The following is a 24,103-nucleotide window of genomic DNA, read 5'->3' as shown; positions in this document are numbered from 1 at the left end:
TGTTACAGTCTTGCATCTACAAGATTTCTGTCTAAACATGCTTTGGTATCAAAAACCACAGCATTTTCTTTTTTAAGTTGATCCAGATCCATTTCCAGGAACTCATTATGAGATACTGCAATAACTAAAGAATCATACTTTTTACCTTCCTGAAGAGCATCCAGAATATCAATTCCATATTCATGTTTCACTTCTTCTTTGCTAGCCCACGGATCATAAATATCCACATTTACTCCGTAATCAGCAAGTTCTCTATAAATATCAACAACTTTCGTATTTCTGACATCCGGACAGTTTTCTTTGAATGTAACTCCTAAAATCAAGGTATTAGAATTTTTGATCACTCCACCTTTTGCAATAAGAAGTTTCACGACTTTAGCAGCAACAAACTTTGCAATAGAATCGTTTACCCGTCTACCAGATAAGATAACATCTGGATGATATCCCAACTGCTCTGCCTTGTGTGCAAGGTAATAAGGATCTACAGAGATACAATGTCCTCCTACTAATCCCGGTTTATATTTAAGAAAGTTATATTTTGTACCTGCAGCTTCCAATACATCATTGGTATCGATTCCTACTCTATCAAAAATTAAAGCTAATTCATTAACAAAAGAAATATTAACATCTCTTTGTGCATTTTCAATAGCTTTTGAGGCTTCTGCTACTTTAATGCTGGGTGCTTTATGGGTTCCAGCGGTAATGATTTTCTTATATAGATTATCTACTTCTTCGGCAATTTTTTCCGTAGAGCCTGAAGTTACTTTTTTAACACTGGTAAGGGTATTTACTTTATCTCCCGGATTAATTCTTTCCGGAGAGTACCCTACAAAAAAGTCTTCATTAAACTGAAGTCCCGAATATTTTTCAAGAACCGGTACGCACTCTTCTTCTGTACATCCAGGAAAAACTGTAGATTCATAAATAATAATATCTCCTTTTTTGATAATTTCTCCCAACATTTTTGAGGCAGAAATCAGTGGATTCAAATCCGGAGCGTTATATCTATCAATAGGGGTAGGAACTGTTACAATAAATACATTAGCTTCAGAAATATCAGACAACAGGCTTGTTGCCTTATAGCCTAAAGAGCCATTAGATTCATTATATTTTTTCAGTCCGTTATTTAGTTTATCAACATCTGCTTCAAGCGTTATATCCTTTCCGTTATTAAGCTGATCAACACGCTGCGTATTAATATCAAATCCAAAGACAGGATAGTGATCTGCAAATTCAAGAGATAAAGGAAGGCCTACATAACCCTGGCCTATAACTGCTATTTTATATGTTGTTGTCATTAACTAAGTTTATTTTTTATTTTTTGAAACCAAGACTGTTCTGTATGTTGGTTATAGCCATAACCATATTTGTTACTATATCCTAAATTTTCCCTGTTTACATCGTTAAGTACAAATCCAACATTTTTGATTTTTTTCTGATCGATATTGCTATTTGCAAATTCTAATAATGCCTTTTCTGTGTATTTAGATCTGGATACATAAATAGTGATGTCAGAAAGTTCAGCAATAAGGAAAGTATCTGTAACAAGAAGCAATGGTGCCGTATCTAGGATAATATATTCATACTTCTCTTTCAATTCGCTTAGAAGGATCTCATAACGACCGTTGGATAATAATTCTGTTGGGTTCGGAGGAATCATTCCTGAATAAATTACATCCAGGTAAGGGTTAAAAGATGATACATGAATGATATCTTCAAGTTTAGTATTGTCATTATAAAGATATTCTGTAAGTCCGGTAAGTCCCTTTCTTGCAGGATTATATCTTTGAAGTTGAGGATTTCTGATATCGGATCCTATGATAATTGCTTTTTTCTTAGGATTGGCCAATGTTAAAGCTAAGTTGACAGATGTAAAGGTTTTTCCTTCTCCTTTTACTGTTGAAGTAACAAATACAACTTTCCCTTTTTTCTCTTTTGAAAGCATGAAATTCATATTGGTAATAAGAATTCTAAATGCTTCCGCCATAGGAGTAATATCATTCATTTTTACTATTTCAGAATCCCCACTTTCAAGACTTGGTAATTCTGCAATAATAGGTGCATGTACAAGCTTTTCAAGATCATGTTTAGTAATAACTTTATTATTAAATAACTGCAACATATAAATAACAATAAAAGGAACTAACAATCCTAGAAATAGTGAAGCAAATAAGATAGCTTGGGTCTTAGGTGCAATAGGATTTGTAAAAGCATAAGCCGCATCAATCACTCTTGCTTTTGGAGCTGTAATAGATTGTGCAACAGCCGTTTCTTCTCTTTTCTGCAATAATAATAAGTATAAGTTTTCTTTAATTTGCTGCTGTCTTTCTATTCCCCTAAATATTTTTTCCATAGAAGGAATTCTCGCTATTTTCCCAGTTACTTTATTTTGCTCTCCTACATATTCATTTCTGGCAAGTTCTAATCCCGTTTTATTTCTTTGTAAACTTTGAACAACTGAACCGCGCATTGCATTTATTTGTTTACTAGTCTCGACAACTATAGGGTTTTCTGTAGTTGCAGATTCCAATAATCTCGCTCTCTGCAATATTAATTGGTTATAGGATGTAATCCCTGAAATAGCTTCGGGATTATTTAATCCAATATTTATTGGTAAAACCTGATATTGTCCTTGCTTCGACATGAAGGAAAGTAAAGAATTTGTCAATTCTATTTGAGCATCAAGCTCCAGCTGCTTACCACGAGCTGTTGCAGAACTTTCAAGATCTATTTTAGCTTCTGTTTCAAGATCGGTAAGATTATTTTTTGATTTAAAACTTTCTTTCTCATTCTCAACCTGTCCCAGTTCTACTGAAAGTTTTCTTACTCTGTCTTCAATAAAATCCAATGTCTTCTTAGACTCTTGGTTTTTATCCAGGATAGCATCGTTATTATAAGCAACAACTAATGAATTAAGAATGTCTTCTGCTTTTGAAATTACCGGGTAATTCATTGAAAGTTTAAGAACGGTAGCTTCTTTGTTTGCCAAATTTACACTAAGAGCTCCTCTTAATGAATTAACCTTTGCTTCAACTGATGATATGATTAATTCTAAGTTCTTTTTATCAACTGTTGGTGATGCTTTTGGGTTATATCCTGTATTTTTAGTAATGATAATATTAGCAAAAGGAAGACTTATCATTCTTCCATAACCAGAAACAACATCTTTTTTCAGCCCTTCATAATGTATTGAAATTTCTTCTCCTTTTAATTCTACATTAATAAGGTTATTGGCGCTTTTAGATACTTTTTCATTTACAACTTTTACTTCAATAGGAGAAGATTCTTTATAAAGCTCAGCACGACTTACTTTTCCTTTAACAATGATATTGGTCTGAAGATTTTTATTGACAACTACATCCCTCATCAGTTTTTTTGATTTCAGGACTTCAATCTCATTAGAAATACTATTAGTTTTCATTCCTCCCAATCCTGATAAATCAGAAAGAACTCCCAAATCATTATTTGAAGAAGAATTTTTAGAATCTTTTATAAGTAATGTAGTTTCTACATAATAGACCGGGGTCATAAATCTTATTGCAAAATAACCTATCGCTAATGCTATCATGGCACAAAAAATAAACCATGGCCATCTCCTTAAATAAGGTTTGATTATTTCACTAAAATTAATTTTGCTTGAATTTTTTTCTTCTTCGGAAAATTGTGACGTTCGCTGGTTATCCATCAATTTTATTTCTTATTAAATAAACTTACTACTACGGCAACTGCTGTAACCGCAATAGAAATGGCGGTCAGATAAAGTCCAGTGTTGGGGTTCTGTTTTGCTATAACATCTTTTGTATTGTTGGAAGAAACAATAATAGCATCTCCTTGTTTCAGATTATAGTATGGAGAGTTAATTAAATTAGCATCCTGAAGATTAATACGTCCGTGAGAAACGACACCATTTTCGGTTCTGATAACCAATATATCTTCTCTTTTTCCATACTGAGTCAAATCACCAGCTAACCCTAATGCATTTAAAATAGTTGCCTGCCCATTTGCAATAGTGTAGTCACCTTGTCTATTTACTTCTCCCAGTACAGTAACCTTAAAATTCGAGAGTCTCACATTAATTGTTGGATTAATAACATATTTCGTCATTTTTTCCCTTAAATCATCTTTAAAAGTTGTCAAACTTTTATTTGATGTATTCAGTTTTCCCAATATTGGAAAATCAATATCTCCATTGGCATCTACAATATATGTTGGACCAGACAGTATTGTTGCTCCTTGATTAGGAGTATTTCCTCCTGCTATAGCATTTGTCTGAATAAGTTCTGATGAAGAATAATTCTGATTAAAAGGCTTTACAACATCCATATCCTTTGCCGTGATCAGAATAATCAGCTGATCACCTGCCTGGATTGTATTTGCTGAATTTTTAGCAGAGGCATTGATTGCGACCTGTTCTATATTCTGCATATAATTTAAATCATTCTTAGCATTGGGATTGACTTTACAGGAAATCACTAAAGAGGACACCAAGATTACTGCTAATATTTTTCCTTTCATTCTATTGTTAAATTATGCAAATATACATTTATATTTTTTCTATTTATCCAGGGCCTCATAGATAGAATTATTGCTTCGGAATTCCGGCACTATTGTTTTAAGAATCCTTACTACTTCCACTTTATCTCTTCTGAGGGAAGCTTTAGTAATTTGTCTAGTAAGTGTATCTATTTCTTCGAATCCCGTAGAAGGGTCTTTAGAGATCATAATTTTGTCATTATGAGTAGGAAGTGTTTTCGCATCATCACTCAAAAGTTCTTCATAAAGCTTTTCTCCAGGTCTTAATCCTGTATAAATGATCTTAATATCAATATTAGGTTCGAATCCTGATAATTTGATCATTCTTTTGGCAAGATCGAGAATTTTAACAGGTTCTCCCATATCAAAGACAAAAATTTCACCTCCTTCTCCCATTGTTCCAGCCTGAAGTACAAGTTCACATGCTTCCGGAATCGTCATGAAATATCTTACAATTTCCGGGTGAGTGATGGTTACCGGACCTCCTGCTTCAATCTGTTTTTTAAAATGAGGAATCACAGAACCGTTGGATCCTAATACATTTCCAAATCTTGTTGTAATAAACTTGGTAACATTACCCTCAACATTTTGAAGCGACTGTACAAAAAGCTCAGCAGCTCGTTTGGAAGCTCCCATAACGTTGGTGGGATTTACAGCTTTATCTGTAGATACCATTACGAATCTGTTTACTTTATACTTGCTGGATAATTTTGCAACAATCTTTGAACCTAATATATTAACAAAAATCGCTTCATGCGGATTTTCTTCTACCAAAGGAACATGCTTATAAGCAGCAGCATGGTAGACCATTGAGAAGTTATATGTTTGGAACAAGGATTCCATTCTATGATGATTAGAAACATCTCCTAAAACAAATTTGAAAGCAATATGAGGATACTTATCTCTCATTTCGAGTTCAATTTCATAAAGAGGGGTCTCTGCCTGATCCAGAATGACAATTAAAGAAGGGTTAAAGTTAGCAACCTGTCTTACAATTTCACTTCCTATGGATCCTGCTCCTCCAGTTACTAATACTGTTTTATCAAAATGCCTGCTCTTAACTTTTTCATTCTGAATTTTGATAGGTTTTCTATTTAACAAGTCTTCAATTTGAAGATTTCTGATAGATCCTCCCAAATCACTGTCTCTCAATTTTTGTACTGAAGGCGCTTTAAAGACATTAAGATCTTTCTCTAAAAACAAATTCACCCACGTATTCATCTCATCTCTGGCCATCATCTCTTTTACAATAAGAATTCCATCAATAATAAGATCTTCTTTCGTGTTTTCTTCTATTTTTTGTTTTCCGTAGATGGGCTTTCCAAGTAGAGATGCCCTTTTAGAATCTGTTCTTTGAGTTAAAAAGCCCACTACCTGATAAGGCAGACTTGGATTATCAAGAATCGCACGTGCAATTGCAATGGATTGTTCATCAATCCCCAGCACCAAAATTCTTTTTTTCAATGCACTTCTTCTATATTCCCTTACAATATGGAAAAACTCTTTCACATAGAGTCTGAAAAGGAATAATCCCATAAATGAAATTACAAAATAAAGCATCAGATAAGGAGTAAGTATAAACTTAGCTCCTGTAGTCCAGAAATAAAGAATATTGATAGTTCCAATAGCCAGCATTGTACAAAAGCAGGATATCAGAAGTTTAAATAAATCTATAAATGTTGAATGGCGGATAATTCCAGCATACGTTTTGAAGAGATACATAAAAACAGTGTTCGCCAGAATAATAAAAGCAAAGATTAAGCTTTTATCTTCATGGTATATAAATTCCTGCTTGGTAATTTTTTCGATAATGTAAGTGGAAAGAAATAAAGATATAACCAGAATAATAATGTCTATTACAAGAATTATCCATCTAGGAAGGTATCTTACGTCTGAGAGATTGACAACATTATCCCCTCCAAATATTGTTTTTCTAAGAGAATCGTACATTGTCTATATTGGTGTTCATATTTAATTAAAATTGTAATATCTGATCATTTGATCAAAGATAATTCTGATACAATCATGCAAAAATAAAATAATTTTATTTCAATATGTTGAAATCAAAAATAAATTTGATGTTATATTTATGAAATCTAATAATTCCATTACGATACAGCTAAGCTCATGGACAAAAATCATACCATATAAAGTCTTATAAAGGTGATATTTATCTGTAAAAAGTCTTTATTTCAGCTGTTTCATGTTTTAAATAATCATTAAATCTTTATGTATCAATCTCTTTCAATGAACTGATTATTTTTTTGTAAAAAGGCATATTTCAAGTTTTTTTTTAATTCATTAATATATTATTCAAAAATATCAATTATTTTCTCATATTCAAAACCTTTACTCATCAAATATTTTATAGTTTTGGTTTTTTTTTGATATTCTTTCAAACCATTTTGTTTAGAATAATACCCTTCAAAAATTTTTCTGATAGTCTTTTCATAATCAGAATCATCTATCTCATCAAAGCACGAATTGATCAGTCTTTCTGAAACCTGTTTTTGCTTCAGATTCATTTTTATTTTGGTCTTACCCCAGTGTTTGATGTAAAATTTGCCTCTGATATAGCTTCTTGCGAACCTTTCTTCATTCAGATAGTTTTCTTTCAGGAGGTATAAAATAATTTCTTCTTTAGCTTCATCAATAAGCAGAAACTCTCTCATCTTCTGTTCCACTTCTACATGACAGCGGTCCTGGTAAACACAGTAATTGACCAGTTTCTGTTTGATTTCCTCAAAAGTATAAGATTTCTTTTCCATTTGAATAAAAAAAGAATGAGCAGTTGCCCATTCTTTATATGATATTGAAATGCCTGTTAGTAATTAAACAAAGCTTTTCCTTCCATTAATTCGTTAACTTTCTTTCTTACAGAGGTAAGAACTTCTTCATTTTTGATATTGTCTACCACTTCAGAAATCAATCCTGCAATAGTATCCATATCATTTTCTTTCAATCCTCTTGTTGTAATTGCTGCTGTTCCTAATCTGATACCAGATGTTGTAAATGGAGACTTATCATCAAAAGGAACCATATTTTTGTTGCAGGTAATATCAGCAAGTACTAATGCTTTTTCTGTTTCTTTACCATTCACGCCCTTGTTTCTAAGGTCTACCAACATTAAGTGGTTATCTGTACCTCCACTTACGATATCAAATCCTCTGTCAATCATCGCTTTTGATAGTGCCTGAGCATTGGATTTAACTTGTTTTGCATATGTTTCGAACTGTCCGTCCAAAGCTTCACCGAAAGCGACTGCTTTACCAGCGATAACATGCTCAAGCGGCCCTCCTTGAATACCTGGGAATACAGCTCCGTCTAATACCTGGCTCATCATTTTGATTTCTCCTTTTGGAGTTTTGTGGCCATATGTATTTTCAAAATCTTTACCCATCATGATCATCCCTCCTCTTGGACCTCTCAGGGTTTTGTGAGTAGTGGTAGTTACTACATGACAGTGCTCAAATGGTGAGTTTAATAATCCTTTTGCTACTAAGCCAGCCGGGTGAGCAATATCTGCCCAAAGGGTAGCTCCTATTTCATCTGCCACTTCTCTGAATTTAGCATAATCCAAATCTCTTGAATACGCTGAGAAACCAGCAATAAGCATTTTTGGTTTTTCTCTTAAGGCAATTTCTCTCATCTGGTCATAGTCAATAAGACCTGTTTCCTGCTGAACTCCATAAGAAACCACATTATATTGGATGCCTGAAAAATTCACTGCAGAACCGTGAGTAAGGTGTCCTCCCATCGAAAGGTCCATCCCCATGATTTTATCACCAGGTTTCAAAACTGCAAGATAAATGGCTGCATTTGCCTGAGAACCGGAATGTGGCTGAACATTCACATAGTCTACTCCGAAAAGTTCTTTTGCTCTGTTGATAGCCAATGTTTCAACCTCATCTACAACTTCACATCCTCCGTAATATCTTTTTCCGGGATATCCTTCAGCATATTTATTTGTCAGTACACTTCCCATTGCTTTCATCACGTTTTCAGAAACAAAATTTTCTGATGCGATAAGCTCTAATCCGTGAGTTTGTCTTTGTTTTTCCTTTTCAATCAGGTCGAAAATAATATCCATTTTACTTTTAGTTTTTGAAATTTCCACCCCAAATGTACGGAATTTTCATTGAGATTTCTCTATGGAAAAAATGATTTTAAACACTAAAAAATGAAAAACGCCATTAATAAATCTAATATTATGCTTCTTTTAATCTGATCAAAAATCTTTTAAAATTCTTCATCCACAAGTTCTTTATTGACTACAGCACCGGCAAAATTTCCCTGTGCAACAGCATTAGCCACGGAACGCATCATCGTTACATTGTCTCCACAGGCAAAAACTCCGGGGACATTTGTTTTCTGCATCATATCTACTTTAATAAATCCCTGTTCTGTCAGTTCACATCCCAGATCATCGGACACATTGAGATTTTGTTCAAAAGGAATTTTAGCATATAAAGCCTGTAAAGAAACTTCTTTTCTGTTTTTAAAAATAATTTTTTGAATAGATCCATTTTCATGTTTGATCTCTTCAATTTCATCTTCATTCAGCATGATTTTATTCTGCTTTAGCTTTTCAGTTTGTTCATCAGTAAGAACAGCTTTTCCATTGGTAAACAGAGTAAGATTTTTAGTCAGATTAAAAATCAGTTTTGAAAATTCGTAAGCCATTTCTCCATTGGAAAGAATTCCGGTAGTCTCGTTTTTCACTTCATAGCCATGACAGTACGGGCAATGTATAACAGAAATCCCCCAACATTCTGCAAACCCTGGAATATCCGGCATTACATCCTTCACTCCAGAAGCAAGGATGAGTTTTTTAGCATGGAATTTTTCATCAGATGAAGTTTCAATCTCGAAACCTTCGGTTGATTTTACTGTTTTCATAACGGTTCCGTTATAAAACCGGACCGTGTTGTATTTTTCTACATCTTCTTTTGCCAGCTTTGTAATTTCTGCAGGCGTTTTGCCATCATGAGTAACAAAATTATGGGAATGAGGAGTCTGCCTGTTACAAGGCTTTCCGTTATCAATAATCAGGACATTTCTTAAAGATCTTCCTAATGACATTCCTGCTGATAATCCTGAATAGCTTCCTCCTATTATAATGACATCAAAGTTTTTGTTTTCCATAGTTCAGTTGATAGTTGATAGTTGATAGTTGATAGTTGATAGTTGATAGTTGATAGTTGATAGTACAAAGGTAAAATAAATTTCATTAACGCAACAATGTTGCCATAATATTTTATATCTATTCCTTTGATATCCTAAATAAATTATCGTTTACCAGAAGAAAAAACTATTTCCATTCATTTTTAGTTTCATCAATTTCATCCTGAATTCTTTTATTGATGTCTATTTTTGCCCCTTGTAAACTGAAAATAGAAGTCCCTTTTTCTCTTGCATATGGATTGGTAATGGAATCTTTCAATTTTGCAACTTCAAAAAAAGAACCGGATTCTTCAAGTTCTTTTCCTGCTTCGGGAGCATCTTTGACCCTGATAACATTTTTATATTTTTTGCTTACATCTATCCAATTGATATAATCCGCATGAAACGACATCGCTACAACACCCGCTTTTGAATAATAATTAATAGCTCCGGTCTGCCCATAATTATCACATAATACCATAGTATTTCCTGACTTCGACAATCGGGAATATTCTTTATCTACTTTTTGAGCCAGTTCTTTCCAGCCCTGCATATCGGCAAAGTCCTGTGGCAAAGGATGGTCTTTTCCATCTTCCCACCGCAGCAGTCCGAATTTTTTGTACTGCTGCGGATGAGATTCAATATATCCGGGACTTTTATTGGGAAAAGCTATATTATATAAAGGCAGAAATAAAAGTACAGGAATAAGGATGCTGACGGGTTTCAGGAATCTCTTCCACCCTTTTTCAAACAGATGACCAAGAAAAACAGATCCAAAGGCAATGTACACGGGATAAAGTCCAATTGCATAATAATCTTTTGCTTTAAAAAACAAAAACAAAGCAATTGTGATGATATAGCTCCAAAAGAAAAATCTGAATTTATCGAAAGGCTTATACAATAACAGTGCTCCCCAGCCTGCAATAATTACAAAGACAACTCCAATGAAGAATAATAGCTGAGATTTCATAAAACCCACTCTATCTACATGCACAAGCTGTTTTTCAGAAAGTTCTTTCATATGATGAATGACCGGAAAATGATTCTGATACTGCCAGAGAAGGTTAGGAAAAATAATGATTAAAGCTAAAAGTGCGGCCCAATACACATGAGACTGCATAAAAATCTTCCTTTGCCCTGTCAGCAATAATGCAGGAATAAGCCCTAATAATGAAAAAGCAATATTGTATTTATTTAATATTCCTATTCCAAAAATGACAGCTCCAATATAAATCCATTTTACTTTTTCCGAATTAAAATATTTAATCAAAGCATAATAAAGAAACAACCACAGAAAAATTTCTAAAGATGTAGGCTGAAACAGCATATTTACCCGAAGAAGTACTGAGAATAATACTCCCAAAGAAGCCAGTATTTTAGCAAACAAGCTTCCCTTGAGTTCTTCAACAACTTTCCATGTCAGCACAATTGTCAAAGCTCCAAACAGGGCTGGAAAAAATTTAACCCAAAATATGGAATTTCCAAGCATTTTAATTATCCAGGCCAGCCAGGAATTTACCGGAGGAACAGAGAGATATCCCCATGCGAGATGATTCGCCTGATCGAGATGCAGATATTCATCTCTGTGAAGTTCATACTCAGGGCTTATCAGTGAGTATTGGAGAGTAAACTTTGCAATAATAAAAAGTAAAAGAATCCAATAGTCTTTTTTCATGGGGTATAGTTTGGAATTTAGAGGTAAGACAGTCTAAACCTCTATTTTGTTACACTTATGCTATTTCAAACTTATTATCAATAATTTCAGCTTTAATCTTCTGAATATTTTCAGACCAATACTTAATTTCTTCAATCTTCTTAGGACATTCTTCCAGATGAATCTTCTGACAAGCAGTTAAATATTCCTGATAGGTTTTCAATATAGTATTCAGGTATGTTTCGTAGTCTTTAGGATTTTTAGGAATATACCCTATTCCATCGCAACCACATGAATGAAAGCATTTTCCTGTTTTAAAAAGACTTTCTACAATCCTCCATTCTTTGACTGCTGTTTTTTTAGGAGCTTTAAAATCTTTCCCCAGATCAGCCATCACATTACTACATTCAGGGCATTTTACCGTTCTGTTTTCAATATCTGAAACCATTTTTTCCAGCTCCTTTGTTTCTGCTTTTGTGAAAACATGTCCTACTTTACGAATTGACTTCCCATTAGGATTATGGTATATCTTTTCTTTTTCGATCCTTTGTATAATGTCATAGGCATCCGGCTGTTTAAATGATTTTCGGCATTTAAAACAGACATAATGTGATTTATAAGTTTTCCGTGCGTATCGACACATTTTTCATGGATTTATCTGATTCAAATATAGGAATTTCCTCTTGCAAAAATTTTGATATAAAAAAAGAATCCCGGAGAAAAAAATTCCTCCGGGATTCACAGTTTAAAAGTGTATAGTGTAGTTTATTATTTTTTATTCGCTTTTTCTTTCAGCTCTTCTTTGTCTTTATCAGATGGATTCCAAACTTTTACTTCAGTGTCTTTTGTAATGTTTGATCCCGGAAGAATCTGAACGTTGATACCGTCACTTGCTCCCAATTTCAAGTATACTTTCTTGAATTTCCCGTCTTTTTGTTTCACTTCTACAAAAGGAACATCTTTACCTTGTTTCTTTTCATACTGAACCAAAGATTCATCCAATAATAAAGCATTTTTCTGAGAACTCAAAACAATTTCACCATTTGCAGAAAAACCTGCTCTAATATACTCATTATTAGGATTAGTTACGTTTCCTTCTACCGGAAATTTAATAGTTCCTGCATTATCCTTTCCTTTAGGCGCGATCATGGTAAGTTTTCCTGGAAAAGTTTTGTTTTGTAATGCACCGATTACGATATTCATATCCATGCCTTCGTTTAACTTTCCAGCTTGAGCTTCATCAATTTCACCTTTAAAAATCAAAACGTTCAGATCTGCCACTGAACAGATTGTAGTACCTGCGTTGAAGTTATTGGCTTCAATCACCTGGCTTCCTGCTTTTACAGGAACTTCAAGTACGGTACCTGAAGCTTTGGAACGAATTTCAGTGGTAGCTAAGCCCTGTCCTTTAAGTTCAGGAGTTGCTCCTGTTTTAGCGATCTGCAATCTTTTTTGAGCAGTATTTAATTGCTGTTGAGCATTTTTCAAAGTCTGCTGCTGAGAAAACAACTGCTGCTGAGAATTCAGGTATTCCTGTTTAGAAGCTACTCCCTGCTTGTATAATTTCTCCTGCATCTCAAACTGCTTCTGCATATTTCCTACATTCATCTGGGCGTTGCTGATCTGGATCTGTGCATTCTGAACTTCCTGCTGAGAAGCATTTACTTCAGAGATACTTGGGACAATTTTCACGGTAGCAATCAGCTGTCCCACCTCTACTTTATCTCCTTCTTTTACTAAGATTTTATCTATAATCCCTGCAATATTGGGTTTAATTTCAATTTCTTCTTTGGGAACAATTTTTCCTGTTGCCATTACTTTATCATCCATATTCTGAATAGTTGGCTTACGGGTCAGGAAAGCCTCCCCTTCTTTAGAATTTGATTTTATAAGATAGCCAAGCCCCGAGAACAATGCCACTGCAAATAAAAGCCCCAAGACAATATAAATGGCTTTTTTCCAGGTGAATTTCTTTTTCATATGTATAGTTTATTTTTTATTAAATAGATTGAATGATTTAAAAATTAAAAGATGGATTCTTTACATTTATCAGCTGTTCATCTTGATTTTCAAATTAATTATTCTGTTCTTAATGCTTCAATAGGTCTGATTTTTACGGCTCTCTGCGCGGGGATCATCCCGATTATCAGTCCTAAAATCACCATTACGGCCATCGCAGCAAATACGTTTCCATAATTGACTGTCGGATTATAGAATGGAAACGAATCCTGTCCCTGTGTAACGGCATTGAGAATCATCAGCACAAAAATCCCAGACATAAAACCTAGCAATCCCGAGGAAAGCGTAATCACAACACTTTCAAGCAAGATCTGATTTCTTACTTCTGACGGTTTTGCTCCCAATGCTCTTCTGATCCCGATTTCTTTGGTTCTTTCTTTTACCGTAATCAAAAGGATGTTTGAAATAGCAATTACTCCGGCAAGGATTGTCAGTGTTCCCACAATGATTGTTAATAACTGCATTCCCGTAAGGAAACCTGTCAGTTTTTTAAACTCTTTTCCGAGGTTGAAACTCCCGAAAGCATTGGTATCTTCAGGTGAAACTTTATTTTTTGTTTTCAACACCTGCTTTACATCTTCTTCTACGGAATTTACATTGGCATTAGGCTTACTTACAATTGCAAACATGTCTATCTGCTCTCCTGCATTATACATTTTTGTATAGGTAGAAAGTGGGATGAAAGCTGTTTGGTCATTTTCAAATCCGCCTCCTTTTTTTACCCGGAAAACTCCGATTACATTAAAGAACAACCCTTTAATATTGATTGATTTTCCAATTGGGTTTTCTTTTTTCTTGGCATCAAAGAAGTTTTTGTAAATTTCTTCTCCTATAACCACTACATTTTTATTTCCTAAAACATCGGCATCATTGATATAACGTCCGAAGATCAGTTTCTTTTCTGAAATTTTATTTCCCACAGAGTAGTCCCCGGTAAGCGAATACGTTCCATTCTTCCCGTTTCTAGACATCGCTTCCCCTGGTGTTCCTGTAAAGCTTCCTCTTGCATTTTGCGGCGATATATAATCTATGGCAGTTACTTTTCTTTTCAGCATTTCCATATCGTTTAAGTTCAGGTGAACTTCGCGACCTTTAGGAAATCCTTCATAAGGAATAGATGTCTTCTGTGCCCACAGGAATATTGAATTGGTAGCAAAACCGGAAAATAATTTATCAAAACCATTCTCCATCCCTTTTGCTGCTCCAAGAAGGCTTACATACAAAAACATCCCCCATCCTACGCCAATCATGGTAAGAAATGTTCGGAGTTTATTATTCCTCAGTGAGTAATAGATCTCCTGCCAAGTATCTTTTTTAAATATGATATTCACCTTGTTGAATTATAAGTTATAAATTATGAATTTGCTTCATTTCTTTTTTTACACTAATTACTCTGTTCTCAATGCTTCGATCGGTTTAATTCTTGAAGCCCTGTATGCTGGTACAAATCCTGCGATCAATCCTGAGAAAATCAAAGCAATGAATGCCATAATAATGGCTCCCCATCCAACGCTCGGACTTTTGATGAAATATTCTTCAAGACCATCACCAATAAGACTTAATGTCAAAACCCCAATTCCTACTCCAATAAGTCCGGATACCACTGTAATCACAACGCTTTCCTGAACAATCAGGCCTACAATTCCACTTGGTTTTGCGCCAATAGCTTTTCGTACTCCAATTTCTTTGGTTCTTTCTTTTACGATATACACCATAATGTTACTGATCCCAATAATTCCCGCAAGCAATGTACCCATACCAATAAACCCGACAATTGCTGTAAGAACTGCCATAAATGCAAATGTATCATTCATGTTTTTCGCATTGTTCCAGACCCGCACACCGTTTTCATCATCAGGAGAAACACTTTTTCTCGCTTTTAATTTATCTTTAAGCTCATCACCATACTTAATGGCCTGATCCGGAGTCAGTTTATCATCGTATGTGATATAGGCTATATTTACTGTATCAGATCCTTTCTTCATCTGCTGTAAAGTGGTAATCGGAACGGTAATATGTCTTTCATCCCTATCTCCTCCATCATCTGAAAAGACACCAATGACCTTATACATCGTCCCATTAATATCGAGCTCTTTTCCTACCGGGCTTCCATTTTTGATCAAATCCCGCTGAACCATTCTTCCAATGACTGCAACATTTAATTTCCTTTCCAAATCCATATCTGTCAGATACCTGCCATCAATAATCTTTCTGTTTTCAATGACTTGTTCCCCGGGTTGAGCTCCATTGATCTGATAAAGGCCACTTTCTTTTCCATATTTCACCATTAAATTGGCAGTATATCTGGGACTGGAAGGTCCAGCTTTCTTCTTATCTGCATTAATTAAAAAGTCATAATCTGAGTTATTCATTGTTATATTTCGATCAGACTGAAGGCCTTTATAAGCTAAAGATGCTTTTCCTGTAGAAAAAATAATAAGATTTTTAGCATCTCCCGCAAATCCTTCAGAGAATGCATTCTGAAGTCCTTTTCCAATTCCAAAAAGTACAATGAAAATAAACAGTCCCAAAGCTACTGTAAACCCTGAAAGCACCGTCCGAAGTACATTACTCCGGATAGAACTGAATATTTCCTGCCAACGATCTAGGTCAAACATTTTTTATTGATATTAAAAGATTTAAAAATTTAAAGATTAAAAATTGAATCGTTAAATTTTCAAATTATCTCGTTTTCAAATTTTCAAATTCCTAAAGCACAATTTGCTTAATAAACTCATCACTTTCAATAATCCCGTCCTTCAGTATTACATTTCTTTTGGTTTGTGCAGCAACATCCGGTTCGTGGGTTACAACAATGATTGTTTTTCCTTCATTATTGATATCCTGAAGCAGTTTCATAATATCATGTGTGGTTTTGGAGTCCAATGCTCCCGTAGGCTCATCCGCCAGTACTACTTTTGGATTGGTAATCAACGCTCTGGCAATAGCCACTCTCTGTTTCTGCCCTCCGGAAAGTTCACTCGGAAGATGGTTTGCCCATTGTGCAAGACCTACTTTCTCCAGATATTCCATAGCTTTCAGATTTCGCTCTTTTCTCGGTACATTCTGATAGTAAAGAGGAAGTGCTACATTTTCCAAAGCTGTTTTATAATTGATAAGGTTAAAAGACTGAAAAATAAATCCCAAAAACTTACTTCTGTATTCTGCAGCTTTTACTTCTGACAAGTGTTCAATAGGAACCCCATCTAATTCATAGGTTCCTGAATCTTTTTCATCCAGAATACCAATAATATTAAGAAGTGTAGATTTTCCGGAACCGGAACTTCCCATAATAGAAACAAACTCGCCCTCAGAAATATTCAGATTAATTCCTTTGAGAACATGAAGTTTGCTTTTCCCTGTATCGTATGACTTATTTAAATCCTGAATTACTAACATTAAGTGATGTATGTTTTATACCCAATAAGTAGATGATATTTTCAAATTGTTACAAGAATAAAAATTTATTCAAATATTTTTTTGTTTAATGTTTTAAACCTTTATTAATAATACTTTATATACTTTTGTTTAACTGTAACTCTAGATTTCCATGTATTTATCCTCAAGATAGTGGTCTAGCCTATTATTCTAGCCCGTTTCATGTAAATGTGGAAAACTTTTCAGGCTAAAAGTCAGCCTATTAGTATTTACCCCTTTCAAAATCAGTTCTTTTTTTCGAACTTTGCTATTAGTTCTTTACAAGAAATATGATTTTGCGAAAGTGAATAACTTTATTTCACAATATGCAGAAAAACAAAAAGTTAAGTATTTCCGGAACGTTATCCACAGAGATCTAAATTATTTAATTATAAAGATATTTAATATGGGAATTTTTGATAAAAGAGTAAGCTATAAGCCATTTGAATACCCGGAGGTTCTTCAATTTGTAGAGGCAATCAACAAATCGTTCTGGGTGCATTCGGAAGTGGACTTTACTGCAGATGTTCAGGATTTTCATTCGCAGTTAGAACCACATGAAAAGCACGCTGTGAAAAATGCGCTGTTAGCCATTGCACAGATCGAGGTGTCTGTAAAGACATTCTGGGGGAATTTATACAACCACCTTCCAAAGCCGGAATTCAATGGATTAGGATCTACTTTTGCAGAATGCGAGTTTCGTCATTCTGAAGCATATTCCCGATTATTAGAGGTATTAGGATATAATGACGAATTCCTTAACGTTATCGAAATTCCTGCTGTAAAAGGAAGAATCGAGTTTTTAGGAAATGCTTTAAAGCATGCGAATTCTGCTACTCCGAAAGAATATGTTTCTGCTTTATTGTTATTCAGTATTTTAGTGGAAAATGTTTCTCTTTTCTCGCAGTTTGCCATCATCCTTTCTTTTACAAGATTCAAAGGGTTCATGAAAAATGTTTCCAATATTATTGCATGGACTTCAGTAGATGAACAAATTCACGCGAATGCAGGAATCTATCTGATCAACAAAATACGTGAGGAACAACCTGACTTATTAACAGACAGCGATATTGAAGATATCTACACCTTGGTAGACGAGTCTATCGCAAGAGAAGGAGATATTCTTAGCTGGATCTTTGAATTAGGAGAAATCGACAATGTTTCTAAGGAAGACCTGTTAAACTTCATGAAATACCGTGTGGATGACAGTTTGAAGAAAATCAACATGAAAACAAGGTACAACATCACCCCTGAACAATACAAGCCAATGGTATGGTTCGAGGAGGAAGTTTTTGCCAATTCATTAGATGATTTCTTTGCAAAAAGACCTGTAGACTATACGAAGCACGACAAGAGTATTACAGCAAACGATTTGTTTTAATACAGAGGCGCGAGCGAAGCGAGCGTCAAAGCAGTCAGTATTAGGATGATCCTTTTCTGATTAATAAGTGGAATTGCTGTTCAATTAATAATAAAGCACAAGTACAGAAGAAATGATCAATGTAATAGTAAGCTATACGGTAAACCCCGAATTTGTTCCAAACAATAAAACCAATATCCAAAAGTTCCTGGAAGATTTCAAGAATTTAGATCCTTCCACTTTTGAATATAAAGTCTATGTAAAGGAAGATGGTGTTACTTTTGTACATTATTCAAACTACATCAACGAAGAAGTTCAGCATGAAGTTTTGAATGTTCCGTCTTTTAAAGAATTTCAGAGATTAAGAGATGAAAGCGGACTGAACGGTTCCCACAAAGTAGAAATTTTACAATCAATAATATAAAAAACAAAATTCCGGAGTGATTCTCTCATTCCGGAATTCGAAAATATAACATCTATGGAAGAGCAAAATTCAAATATATGGTGGCTCAATGAAGAGTCTGAGCAGATGCTGAACAGAGGATATCTGTTGAAAGGTGAAACGGTAGATGGTGCTATCGACAGAATTACCACTGCTGCTGCAAAAAGGTTATACAAACCTGAACTTCAACCGGCATTCAAAGAAATGATTACAAAAGGATGGATCAGTTTTTCTTCTCCTGTATGGGCAAATATGGGAACAGAAAGAGGTCTTCCTATCTCATGTTTCAACGCTCACATTCCGGACAGTATTGAAGGGATTACTCACAAAATGGGTGAAGTAATCATGCAGACTAAAATCGGAGGGGGTACTTCAGGATATTTTGGAGAATTGAGAAACAGAGGAACCGCTGTTACTGATAACGGAAAGTCTTCAGGAGCAGTTTCATTCATGAAGCTTTTTGATACGGCTATGGACGTTGTTTCACAAGGAGGAGTAAGAAGAGGTGCTTTTGCTGCTTACTTAGATATTGACCACGGAGATATAGAAGAATTTTTATCTATTAAAGATATTGGTAGCCCGATTCAGAACCTGTTTACCGGAGTATGTGTACCAGATTATTGGATGCAGGACATGATAGACGGTGATATGGAGAAACGTAAAGTTTGGGCAAGAGTATTGGAAAGCCGCCAGCAAAAAGGTCTTCCATATATTTTCTTCACAGACAACGTAAACAGAAATAAACCTCAGGTTTATAAAGATTTAGGAATGACGGTGAATGCAAGTAACCTTTGTTCTGAAATCATGCTTCCATCTACTATGGAAGAATCTTTCATCTGCTGTCTGTCTTCCATGAACCTTGAACTGTATGATGAGTGGAAAGATACAGATGCTGTAAAATTAGCAGTATATTTCCTTGATGCTGTATTATCCGAGTTTATTGACAAAACTGAAGGGAACTATTACCTGCAGGGAGCAAGAAACTTTGCAATGCGTCACAGAGCTCTTGGATTAGGAGTTTTAGGATACCATTCTTATTTACAGAAAAATATGATTCCGTTTGAAAGCTTTGAGGCAACTCAGTTCAACGCAAGAGCATTCAGACATATTAAAGATCAGGCTGAGCAGGCTTCAAGAGAGCTTGCCAACATCTATGGAGAACCAGAAGTATTGAAAGGATACGGATTAAGAAATACCACAACAATGGCTATTGCTCCTACCACTTCAAGCTCTGCAATCTTAGGACAGACTTCTCCGGGAATTGAGCCTTTCTCTTCCAACTATTATAAAGCAGGTCTTGCTAAAGGAAACTTTATGCGTAAGAATAAATATCTTGCAAAATTATTGAAAGAAAAAGGATTGGATAACGAAGAAACATGGAGAACAATCATGCTCAACCATGGATCTGTACAGCACCTGAATGAGCTTACTCCTGAAGAAAAGGCAGTATTCAAAACATTCAAAGAAATTTCTCCAATGGAAATCATCTCTCAGGCAGCACAGAGACAGCAATACATTGACCAGGCACAGTCACTGAATCTTCAGATTCCTTCTACAATGCCTGTAAAAGATGTTAACTACCTTTATATTGAAGCTTGGAAAAAAGGAGTAAAAACACTTTACTACCAAAGAAGTTCATCTGTTTCAAAAGAAATGATGGTTAACTTCGTGTCATGTTCAAGCTGTGAAGCATAAGATCAAGTAATAAGCACGCTATATTTAAAAAAGCACACTTTTTAGTGTGCTTTTTTATTTATCAGAACTTTTGAAGGTCATTTTTCCAAGATAACAATGAGAAAATCCTTTCTTCAAGACTAAAAATTGACATTAAAAATCAATATTAAATAAATAAAACTAAGCCATAACACCATTTTATTAATAAATATTACTTAAAACCAAGAAATAAATCTACAGACATCTAAAATGGATTTTTTTCAAAAAAAGAAATTATATTTACAACATCTGATTGTACACAAAGGGATTTGTAATATTATCTGATAACTAAAACTCAAATATGAAAAAACTTTTAATTACCTTATGGGTAAGCGGATTTTCTATCGCTTACTCCCAGAATCTGAACTTTTCTGATTCAAAATTTAAAGCTTTACTTCTAAGCTCAAATACAACTAACCAGATTGCACAAGACTTTAATGGTAATTCTATTGCCATAGACAGTAACGGAGATGGAGAAATCCAGCCTTCAGAAGCGCAACAGATTAAAGTTCTGACAATCAGGTTAGATTCTGACCAAATGTATATTGATCCTAATGGCAGCCCATTTGATCCGAATAATATCAATAGTACATATTATAACAGCCACCTGCCGGACGGGATTTCGGATGCTTTACTGTTCCCCAATCTCGAGGAACTTTATTTTTGGAATACCAAGACTGCCAACATCAGCTTTACAAACAACACTAAAATCAAAAAAGTACAGGGAAGACCTTTTTATTATGACTTATCACAGGGAGGTCAATATATGGCTTCTCCTATTAACCTTTCTTTTGATAACTGCTCAGGGATTCAGAATATTGCCGATATCATCGCCTATCAGATCTCCGGTAACCCATGGTATCCTGATGAAAACAGCTTAAGGATAAAAAACTGCCATCAAATAAACAATGATGCATTGATTAGTTCCGCAGAGCTTAGAGAATTGTATATTGAAAATTCCAGTATTCAAACTCTTACATTTGATTCCTGTAAATTTCTGGAAAAGATTGTCGTTCCTAATCTGAATACTTTGACTAGAATATCAGTAACAGGAGGTTTCACCTCTTCAGGCAATTCAGAACAGAATATTGAGCTGACTGCCAATAATTGCATAAACCTGCAGGAAATCATTGCCGATACGGATCATTATGAATCAACAGGGTCATATTTCTCCAATGTAAACCTTAATGGTTGCTCTTCCTTAAAGAAAATAATGGGACTGAATGCACCATCTATTGATTTTAGTACGGCAGGACTGATTAATCTTGAAGAATTAGACTGTTCTTTCTATAACAGATATCTATACTCTACCACTTCCGGAATTTATTTCGGAGATGTAAATAGCTTAAACCTTGCGGGTCTTCCAAAACTAAAAACCCTGAAAGCTTTCAATCAAAAGATCACCAATACTATCAACTTCAGTGCTGCCCAAAAATTGGAAAGCATTGATCTTACCAATTCCTGCGGATATATGAATACGGTAAACACCAATAACCTTTCCCATCTGCATACCTTAAAAACAGATCGTTTTATAACCAACGGGACACAAGGCGCAAACAATCTTCAGAACATTTTCACTAAAAACTGTATTGCACTCACAAATTTTGCTTTCGACAATAATAATGAATTAAAAAAACTCGATTTAGAAAACTGTCCAGGCTTGCAGAATTTATCAATCGGGGCTATGTTCTCGAACTTAGGAGAAATCAACCTCAGCCAATGTACCGGGTTTAAAGATATTGTGGTAAGCAATACAAAAATATCCGCTCTAGACACCAAAGACTGTGCTTCTCTGCAATCATTAAGCCTTTCTTACAATGATCTCCTTGCTTCAGTCAATACTTCAAATAATACGAATTTAGAATCATTGACATTGGCAAATCTGCCTTTGCTTGCCCAGATCAACACTTCCGATAATATTAATCTGAAGAATGTATATTTTAATACCTGTCCTCAGATTACTCAACTTGATCTTTCCACATCATCACATCTGGAATCTGTTACTTTATGGAATATGTCTAATCTTAATTCTGCTAATCTGAGAAATGGTTCAATAGAAGATTTCATTGAGTTTACCAATAACAACTCTAATTTATCAGTTTGCGTGGATGATGCACAATTGAATGAACTTCAGACAATGTACCCTGATGTCACATTCACCACAAACTGCAGCAATTCTTTCCTGAAGAGCGACAATCCAAGCATCAAGACAAAACAGATCAAAGTTTTCCCTAATCCGGTAAAAGACATCCTGCAAATCAGCTCTGATACTCCTATAAAAAATATTAAACTTATTGATTCTCAAGAAAGGATTCTTTTGGACAGAAACTTCAATCAAGCTAATGTAAGTATTGATCTTTCAGGCTATCCTACTGCTGTTTATATCATAAAAATCACGACTGATAAGACTCAGGTTACGAAAAAAATTATTAAAAAATAAGTAATTTCGATACAATTATTTCCATTAAAAATCATAGAAAATTCTATGATTTTTTTGGTTTATATTTGTGTTTATTGTTTAATACCAAAACTACAGATATGAAATTCGGACAAGTAGAAGACCCATCAAAAATAGATTTTACCTTACCAAAAGATCATCCTAAAACCAAGGATATGCTGGCTCTTAATAAAAAAGGACTGGAAAATATTTCTATCGGATGCGCAAAATGGAATAAAACGGATCTTAAAGGATTTTACCCCAAAGGAACTAAAGATGAACTGACCTATTATGCCACTCAGTTTAATTCTATTGAACTGAATGCTACTTTCTACGGAATGCCCACTCCAGATCAGGTAAAAACATGGAAAGAAAAAACCCCTGATAATTTTAAATTCTTCCCCAAGATCACCAATACGGTTTCCCATTTCAGAAGACTGATTGATGTGACTGATCCGGTGACTCATTTTGCTTCGGCAGTAATCAATTTTGATGAAAAGCTGGGAATGGCTTTTCTTCAGCTTCATGACAATTTTAAACCCAAGGATTATGACAGGCTGGAAAAATTTGTAAAAGAATGGCCTAAAGAAGTTCCTTTAGCTATAGAACTCCGAAATACGGAATGGTTTACTGATGAGGGAATCCTCAATACAACCTGTGACCTCTTTGAAGCTCATAACATCACCAATATCATCGTAGATACTGCCGGAAGAAGAGATATGCTCCATATGCGTCTTACTACGCCTAATGCATTTATCCGTTACGTAGGAGCCAATGCTGAAAGTGACTATGAAAGATTGGATGACTGGTTGAAGCATCTCACAAAATGGAAAAAAGAAGGTCTCCAGAATCTCTACTTTTTCGTACACCAGAATATTGAAAAAGCTTCTCCTCTATTATCCGCCTATTTCATCAAGAAACTGAATGAAGAATGGAAAACCGCCATTCATGTTCCACAAATGGCAACGGAGAGTACAGGAACATTATTTTAGATAATATAAAGCAGGAATGCGATAAAAGATTAAAACAAACTTCTTTTTCATAACGAAAAATTTCATAAATTAGAGTGTAATGTATCTCACGATACATTATGCTTTAAAACATAAATCATGGAAAAGGAAATTTGCAAAATCAGTATTGCCAGTAACTGGCTTGGTAATGAATATATCTTTTATGAGAACAGTACCATAAAAAGAGTATATGATCATCACAGTCTTAATTCCAATAAAACGGAATGGATTACCTCCAAAGAAATCAGTAAACAAAGTAAAGACAAACTTATCAGATCCTGTCCTGAGGAATTCAAGGAACAAATCATGCAAATCCTGGATTATCCTTAGCAGAAATAATAATGGGTAATGAGTA

Annotated in this window: 19 protein-coding genes; 6 read left to right on the top strand and 13 right to left on the bottom strand. The window is 34.7% G+C overall.

Translation table 11 applies throughout. The features are described from left to right. Nucleotides 1-2 precede the first annotated feature (2 nt). The 13 genes from ACPF63_RS02435 to ACPF63_RS02375 form a co-directional block, all read right to left on the bottom strand. The gene (locus tag ACPF63_RS02435) at nt 3-1,298 is read right to left on the bottom strand and encodes a nucleotide sugar dehydrogenase (protein ID WP_426481858.1); all 1,296 of its coding nucleotides are present in this window, start codon (nt 1,296-1,298) and stop codon (nt 3-5) included. Further along, nucleotides 1,298-3,685, bottom strand: a complete 2,388-nt coding sequence (locus tag ACPF63_RS02430) for a GumC family protein (RefSeq protein ID WP_426481857.1) — start codon at nt 3,683-3,685, stop codon at nt 1,298-1,300. The genes ACPF63_RS02435 and ACPF63_RS02430 overlap by 1 nt, the downstream gene beginning before the upstream one ends. A 5-nt stretch (nt 3,686-3,690) precedes the next feature. Next, complete coding sequence (locus ACPF63_RS02425; RefSeq protein ID WP_426481856.1) at nt 3,691-4,515, bottom strand: polysaccharide biosynthesis/export family protein; 825 nt, start codon at nt 4,513-4,515, stop codon at nt 3,691-3,693. 39 nt (nt 4,516-4,554) lie between these two features. Further along, the gene (locus tag ACPF63_RS02420) at nt 4,555-6,483 is read right to left on the bottom strand and encodes a polysaccharide biosynthesis protein (RefSeq protein WP_077419221.1); all 1,929 of its coding nucleotides are present in this window, start codon (nt 6,481-6,483) and stop codon (nt 4,555-4,557) included. A gap of 359 nt (nt 6,484-6,842) precedes the next feature. Then, nucleotides 6,843-7,301 carry a regulatory protein RecX gene (locus tag ACPF63_RS02415; RefSeq protein WP_426481855.1) on the bottom strand — a complete coding sequence of 153 codons (459 nt, stop codon included), beginning with the start codon at nt 7,299-7,301 and terminating at the stop codon, nt 6,843-6,845. 56 nt (nt 7,302-7,357) lie between these two features. Further along, nucleotides 7,358-8,623 (bottom strand): serine hydroxymethyltransferase, encoded by a 1,266-nt coding sequence (gene glyA / locus ACPF63_RS02410; protein WP_426481854.1) that lies wholly within the window; start codon nt 8,621-8,623, stop codon nt 7,358-7,360. A 149-nt stretch (nt 8,624-8,772) separates the two neighbouring features. Next, entirely contained in the window at nt 8,773-9,678 is a 906-nt protein-coding gene (locus tag ACPF63_RS02405) for an NAD(P)/FAD-dependent oxidoreductase (RefSeq protein WP_426481853.1), read from the bottom strand. 166 nt (nt 9,679-9,844) lie between these two features. Continuing rightward, nucleotides 9,845-11,371: a glycosyltransferase family 39 protein gene (locus ACPF63_RS02400; RefSeq protein ID WP_426481852.1), complete on the bottom strand. Its 1,527-nt coding sequence runs from the start codon at nt 11,369-11,371 to the stop codon at nt 9,845-9,847. 55 nt (nt 11,372-11,426) lie between these two features. Further along, nucleotides 11,427-11,993: a hypothetical protein gene (locus ACPF63_RS02395; RefSeq protein ID WP_426481851.1), complete on the bottom strand. Its 567-nt coding sequence runs from the start codon at nt 11,991-11,993 to the stop codon at nt 11,427-11,429. Between the two features lie 125 nt (nt 11,994-12,118). Further along, a complete protein-coding gene (locus tag ACPF63_RS02390; protein ID WP_047386834.1) occupies nt 12,119-13,330 on the bottom strand; it encodes an efflux RND transporter periplasmic adaptor subunit in 1,212 nt (403 codons plus the stop codon). A gap of 98 nt (nt 13,331-13,428) precedes the next feature. Continuing rightward, nucleotides 13,429-14,700 (bottom strand): ABC transporter permease, encoded by a 1,272-nt coding sequence (locus tag ACPF63_RS02385; RefSeq protein WP_426481850.1) that lies wholly within the window; start codon nt 14,698-14,700, stop codon nt 13,429-13,431. A gap of 57 nt (nt 14,701-14,757) precedes the next feature. Further along, on the bottom strand, nt 14,758-15,987 hold the full coding sequence (locus ACPF63_RS02380) for an ABC transporter permease (protein WP_047386830.1): 1,230 nt from the start codon (nt 15,985-15,987) through the stop codon (nt 14,758-14,760). A 91-nt stretch (nt 15,988-16,078) separates the two neighbouring features. Continuing rightward, nucleotides 16,079-16,768 (bottom strand): ABC transporter ATP-binding protein, encoded by a 690-nt coding sequence (locus ACPF63_RS02375; protein WP_077419215.1) that lies wholly within the window; start codon nt 16,766-16,768, stop codon nt 16,079-16,081. 424 nt (nt 16,769-17,192) lie between these two features. Between ACPF63_RS02375 and ACPF63_RS02370 the strand changes: the two genes are divergently transcribed. From ACPF63_RS02370 to ACPF63_RS02345, 6 genes are all read left to right on the top strand, one after another. Next, the gene (locus ACPF63_RS02370) at nt 17,193-18,167 is read left to right on the top strand and encodes a ribonucleotide-diphosphate reductase subunit beta (protein ID WP_047378790.1); all 975 of its coding nucleotides are present in this window, start codon (nt 17,193-17,195) and stop codon (nt 18,165-18,167) included. 112 nt (nt 18,168-18,279) lie between these two features. Then, on the top strand, nt 18,280-18,570 hold the full coding sequence (locus tag ACPF63_RS02365) for a hypothetical protein (RefSeq protein ID WP_426481849.1): 291 nt from the start codon (nt 18,280-18,282) through the stop codon (nt 18,568-18,570). 54 nt (nt 18,571-18,624) lie between these two features. Beyond that, nucleotides 18,625-20,283 carry a ribonucleoside-diphosphate reductase subunit alpha gene (locus ACPF63_RS02360; protein ID WP_047386822.1) on the top strand — a complete coding sequence of 553 codons (1,659 nt, stop codon included), beginning with the start codon at nt 18,625-18,627 and terminating at the stop codon, nt 20,281-20,283. Nucleotides 20,284-20,602: 319 nt separating this feature from the next. After that, nucleotides 20,603-22,741, top strand: coding sequence for a T9SS type A sorting domain-containing protein (locus tag ACPF63_RS02355; protein WP_426481848.1), 2,139 nt, complete (start codon nt 20,603-20,605; stop codon nt 22,739-22,741). A 98-nt stretch (nt 22,742-22,839) separates the two neighbouring features. Continuing rightward, nucleotides 22,840-23,730, top strand: a complete 891-nt coding sequence (locus ACPF63_RS02350; RefSeq protein WP_426481847.1) for a DUF72 domain-containing protein — start codon at nt 22,840-22,842, stop codon at nt 23,728-23,730. A 117-nt stretch (nt 23,731-23,847) separates the two neighbouring features. Continuing rightward, on the top strand, nt 23,848-24,078 hold the full coding sequence (locus ACPF63_RS02345) for a hypothetical protein (RefSeq protein WP_077419211.1): 231 nt from the start codon (nt 23,848-23,850) through the stop codon (nt 24,076-24,078). Nucleotides 24,079-24,103: the final 25 nt, after the last annotated feature.

The organism is Chryseobacterium sp. R2ACT005 (assembly GCF_049949215.1).
Taxonomy (GTDB): domain Bacteria; phylum Bacteroidota; class Bacteroidia; order Flavobacteriales; family Weeksellaceae; genus Chryseobacterium.
The sequence above is the reverse complement of the archived record's forward strand: the minus strand, read 5'-3'. Positions and strand labels throughout refer to the sequence as shown.

What these genes read in the sequence shown, in the direction of transcription:
- ACPF63_RS02355 (WP_426481848.1), top strand. Translation starts at nt 20,603, where the DNA reads ATGAAAAAACTTTTAATTACCTTATGGGTAAGCGGATTTTCTATCGCT.
- ACPF63_RS02420 (WP_077419221.1), bottom strand. Translation starts at nt 6,483, where the DNA reads ATGTACGATTCTCTTAGAAAAACAATATTTGGAGGGGATAATGTTGTC.
- ACPF63_RS02370 (WP_047378790.1), top strand. Translation starts at nt 17,193, where the DNA reads ATGGGAATTTTTGATAAAAGAGTAAGCTATAAGCCATTTGAATACCCG.
- ACPF63_RS02400 (WP_426481852.1), bottom strand. Translation starts at nt 11,371, where the DNA reads ATGAAAAAAGACTATTGGATTCTTTTACTTTTTATTATTGCAAAGTTT.
- glyA (WP_426481854.1), bottom strand. Translation starts at nt 8,623, where the DNA reads ATGGATATTATTTTCGACCTGATTGAAAAGGAAAAACAAAGACAAACT.
- ACPF63_RS02365 (WP_426481849.1), top strand. Translation starts at nt 18,280, where the DNA reads ATGATCAATGTAATAGTAAGCTATACGGTAAACCCCGAATTTGTTCCA.
- ACPF63_RS02435 (WP_426481858.1), bottom strand. Translation starts at nt 1,298, where the DNA reads ATGACAACAACATATAAAATAGCAGTTATAGGCCAGGGTTATGTAGGC.
- ACPF63_RS02395 (WP_426481851.1), bottom strand. Translation starts at nt 11,993, where the DNA reads ATGTGTCGATACGCACGGAAAACTTATAAATCACATTATGTCTGTTTT.
- ACPF63_RS02380 (WP_047386830.1), bottom strand. Translation starts at nt 15,987, where the DNA reads ATGTTTGACCTAGATCGTTGGCAGGAAATATTCAGTTCTATCCGGAGT.
- ACPF63_RS02430 (WP_426481857.1), bottom strand. Translation starts at nt 3,685, where the DNA reads ATGGATAACCAGCGAACGTCACAATTTTCCGAAGAAGAAAAAAATTCA.
- ACPF63_RS02350 (WP_426481847.1), top strand. Translation starts at nt 22,840, where the DNA reads ATGAAATTCGGACAAGTAGAAGACCCATCAAAAATAGATTTTACCTTA.
- ACPF63_RS02415 (WP_426481855.1), bottom strand. Translation starts at nt 7,301, where the DNA reads ATGGAAAAGAAATCTTATACTTTTGAGGAAATCAAACAGAAACTGGTC.
- ACPF63_RS02425 (WP_426481856.1), bottom strand. Translation starts at nt 4,515, where the DNA reads ATGAAAGGAAAAATATTAGCAGTAATCTTGGTGTCCTCTTTAGTGATT.
- ACPF63_RS02405 (WP_426481853.1), bottom strand. Translation starts at nt 9,678, where the DNA reads ATGGAAAACAAAAACTTTGATGTCATTATAATAGGAGGAAGCTATTCA.
- ACPF63_RS02345 (WP_077419211.1), top strand. Translation starts at nt 23,848, where the DNA reads ATGGAAAAGGAAATTTGCAAAATCAGTATTGCCAGTAACTGGCTTGGT.
- ACPF63_RS02375 (WP_077419215.1), bottom strand. Translation starts at nt 16,768, where the DNA reads ATGTTAGTAATTCAGGATTTAAATAAGTCATACGATACAGGGAAAAGC.
- ACPF63_RS02390 (WP_047386834.1), bottom strand. Translation starts at nt 13,330, where the DNA reads ATGAAAAAGAAATTCACCTGGAAAAAAGCCATTTATATTGTCTTGGGG.
- ACPF63_RS02360 (WP_047386822.1), top strand. Translation starts at nt 18,625, where the DNA reads ATGGAAGAGCAAAATTCAAATATATGGTGGCTCAATGAAGAGTCTGAG.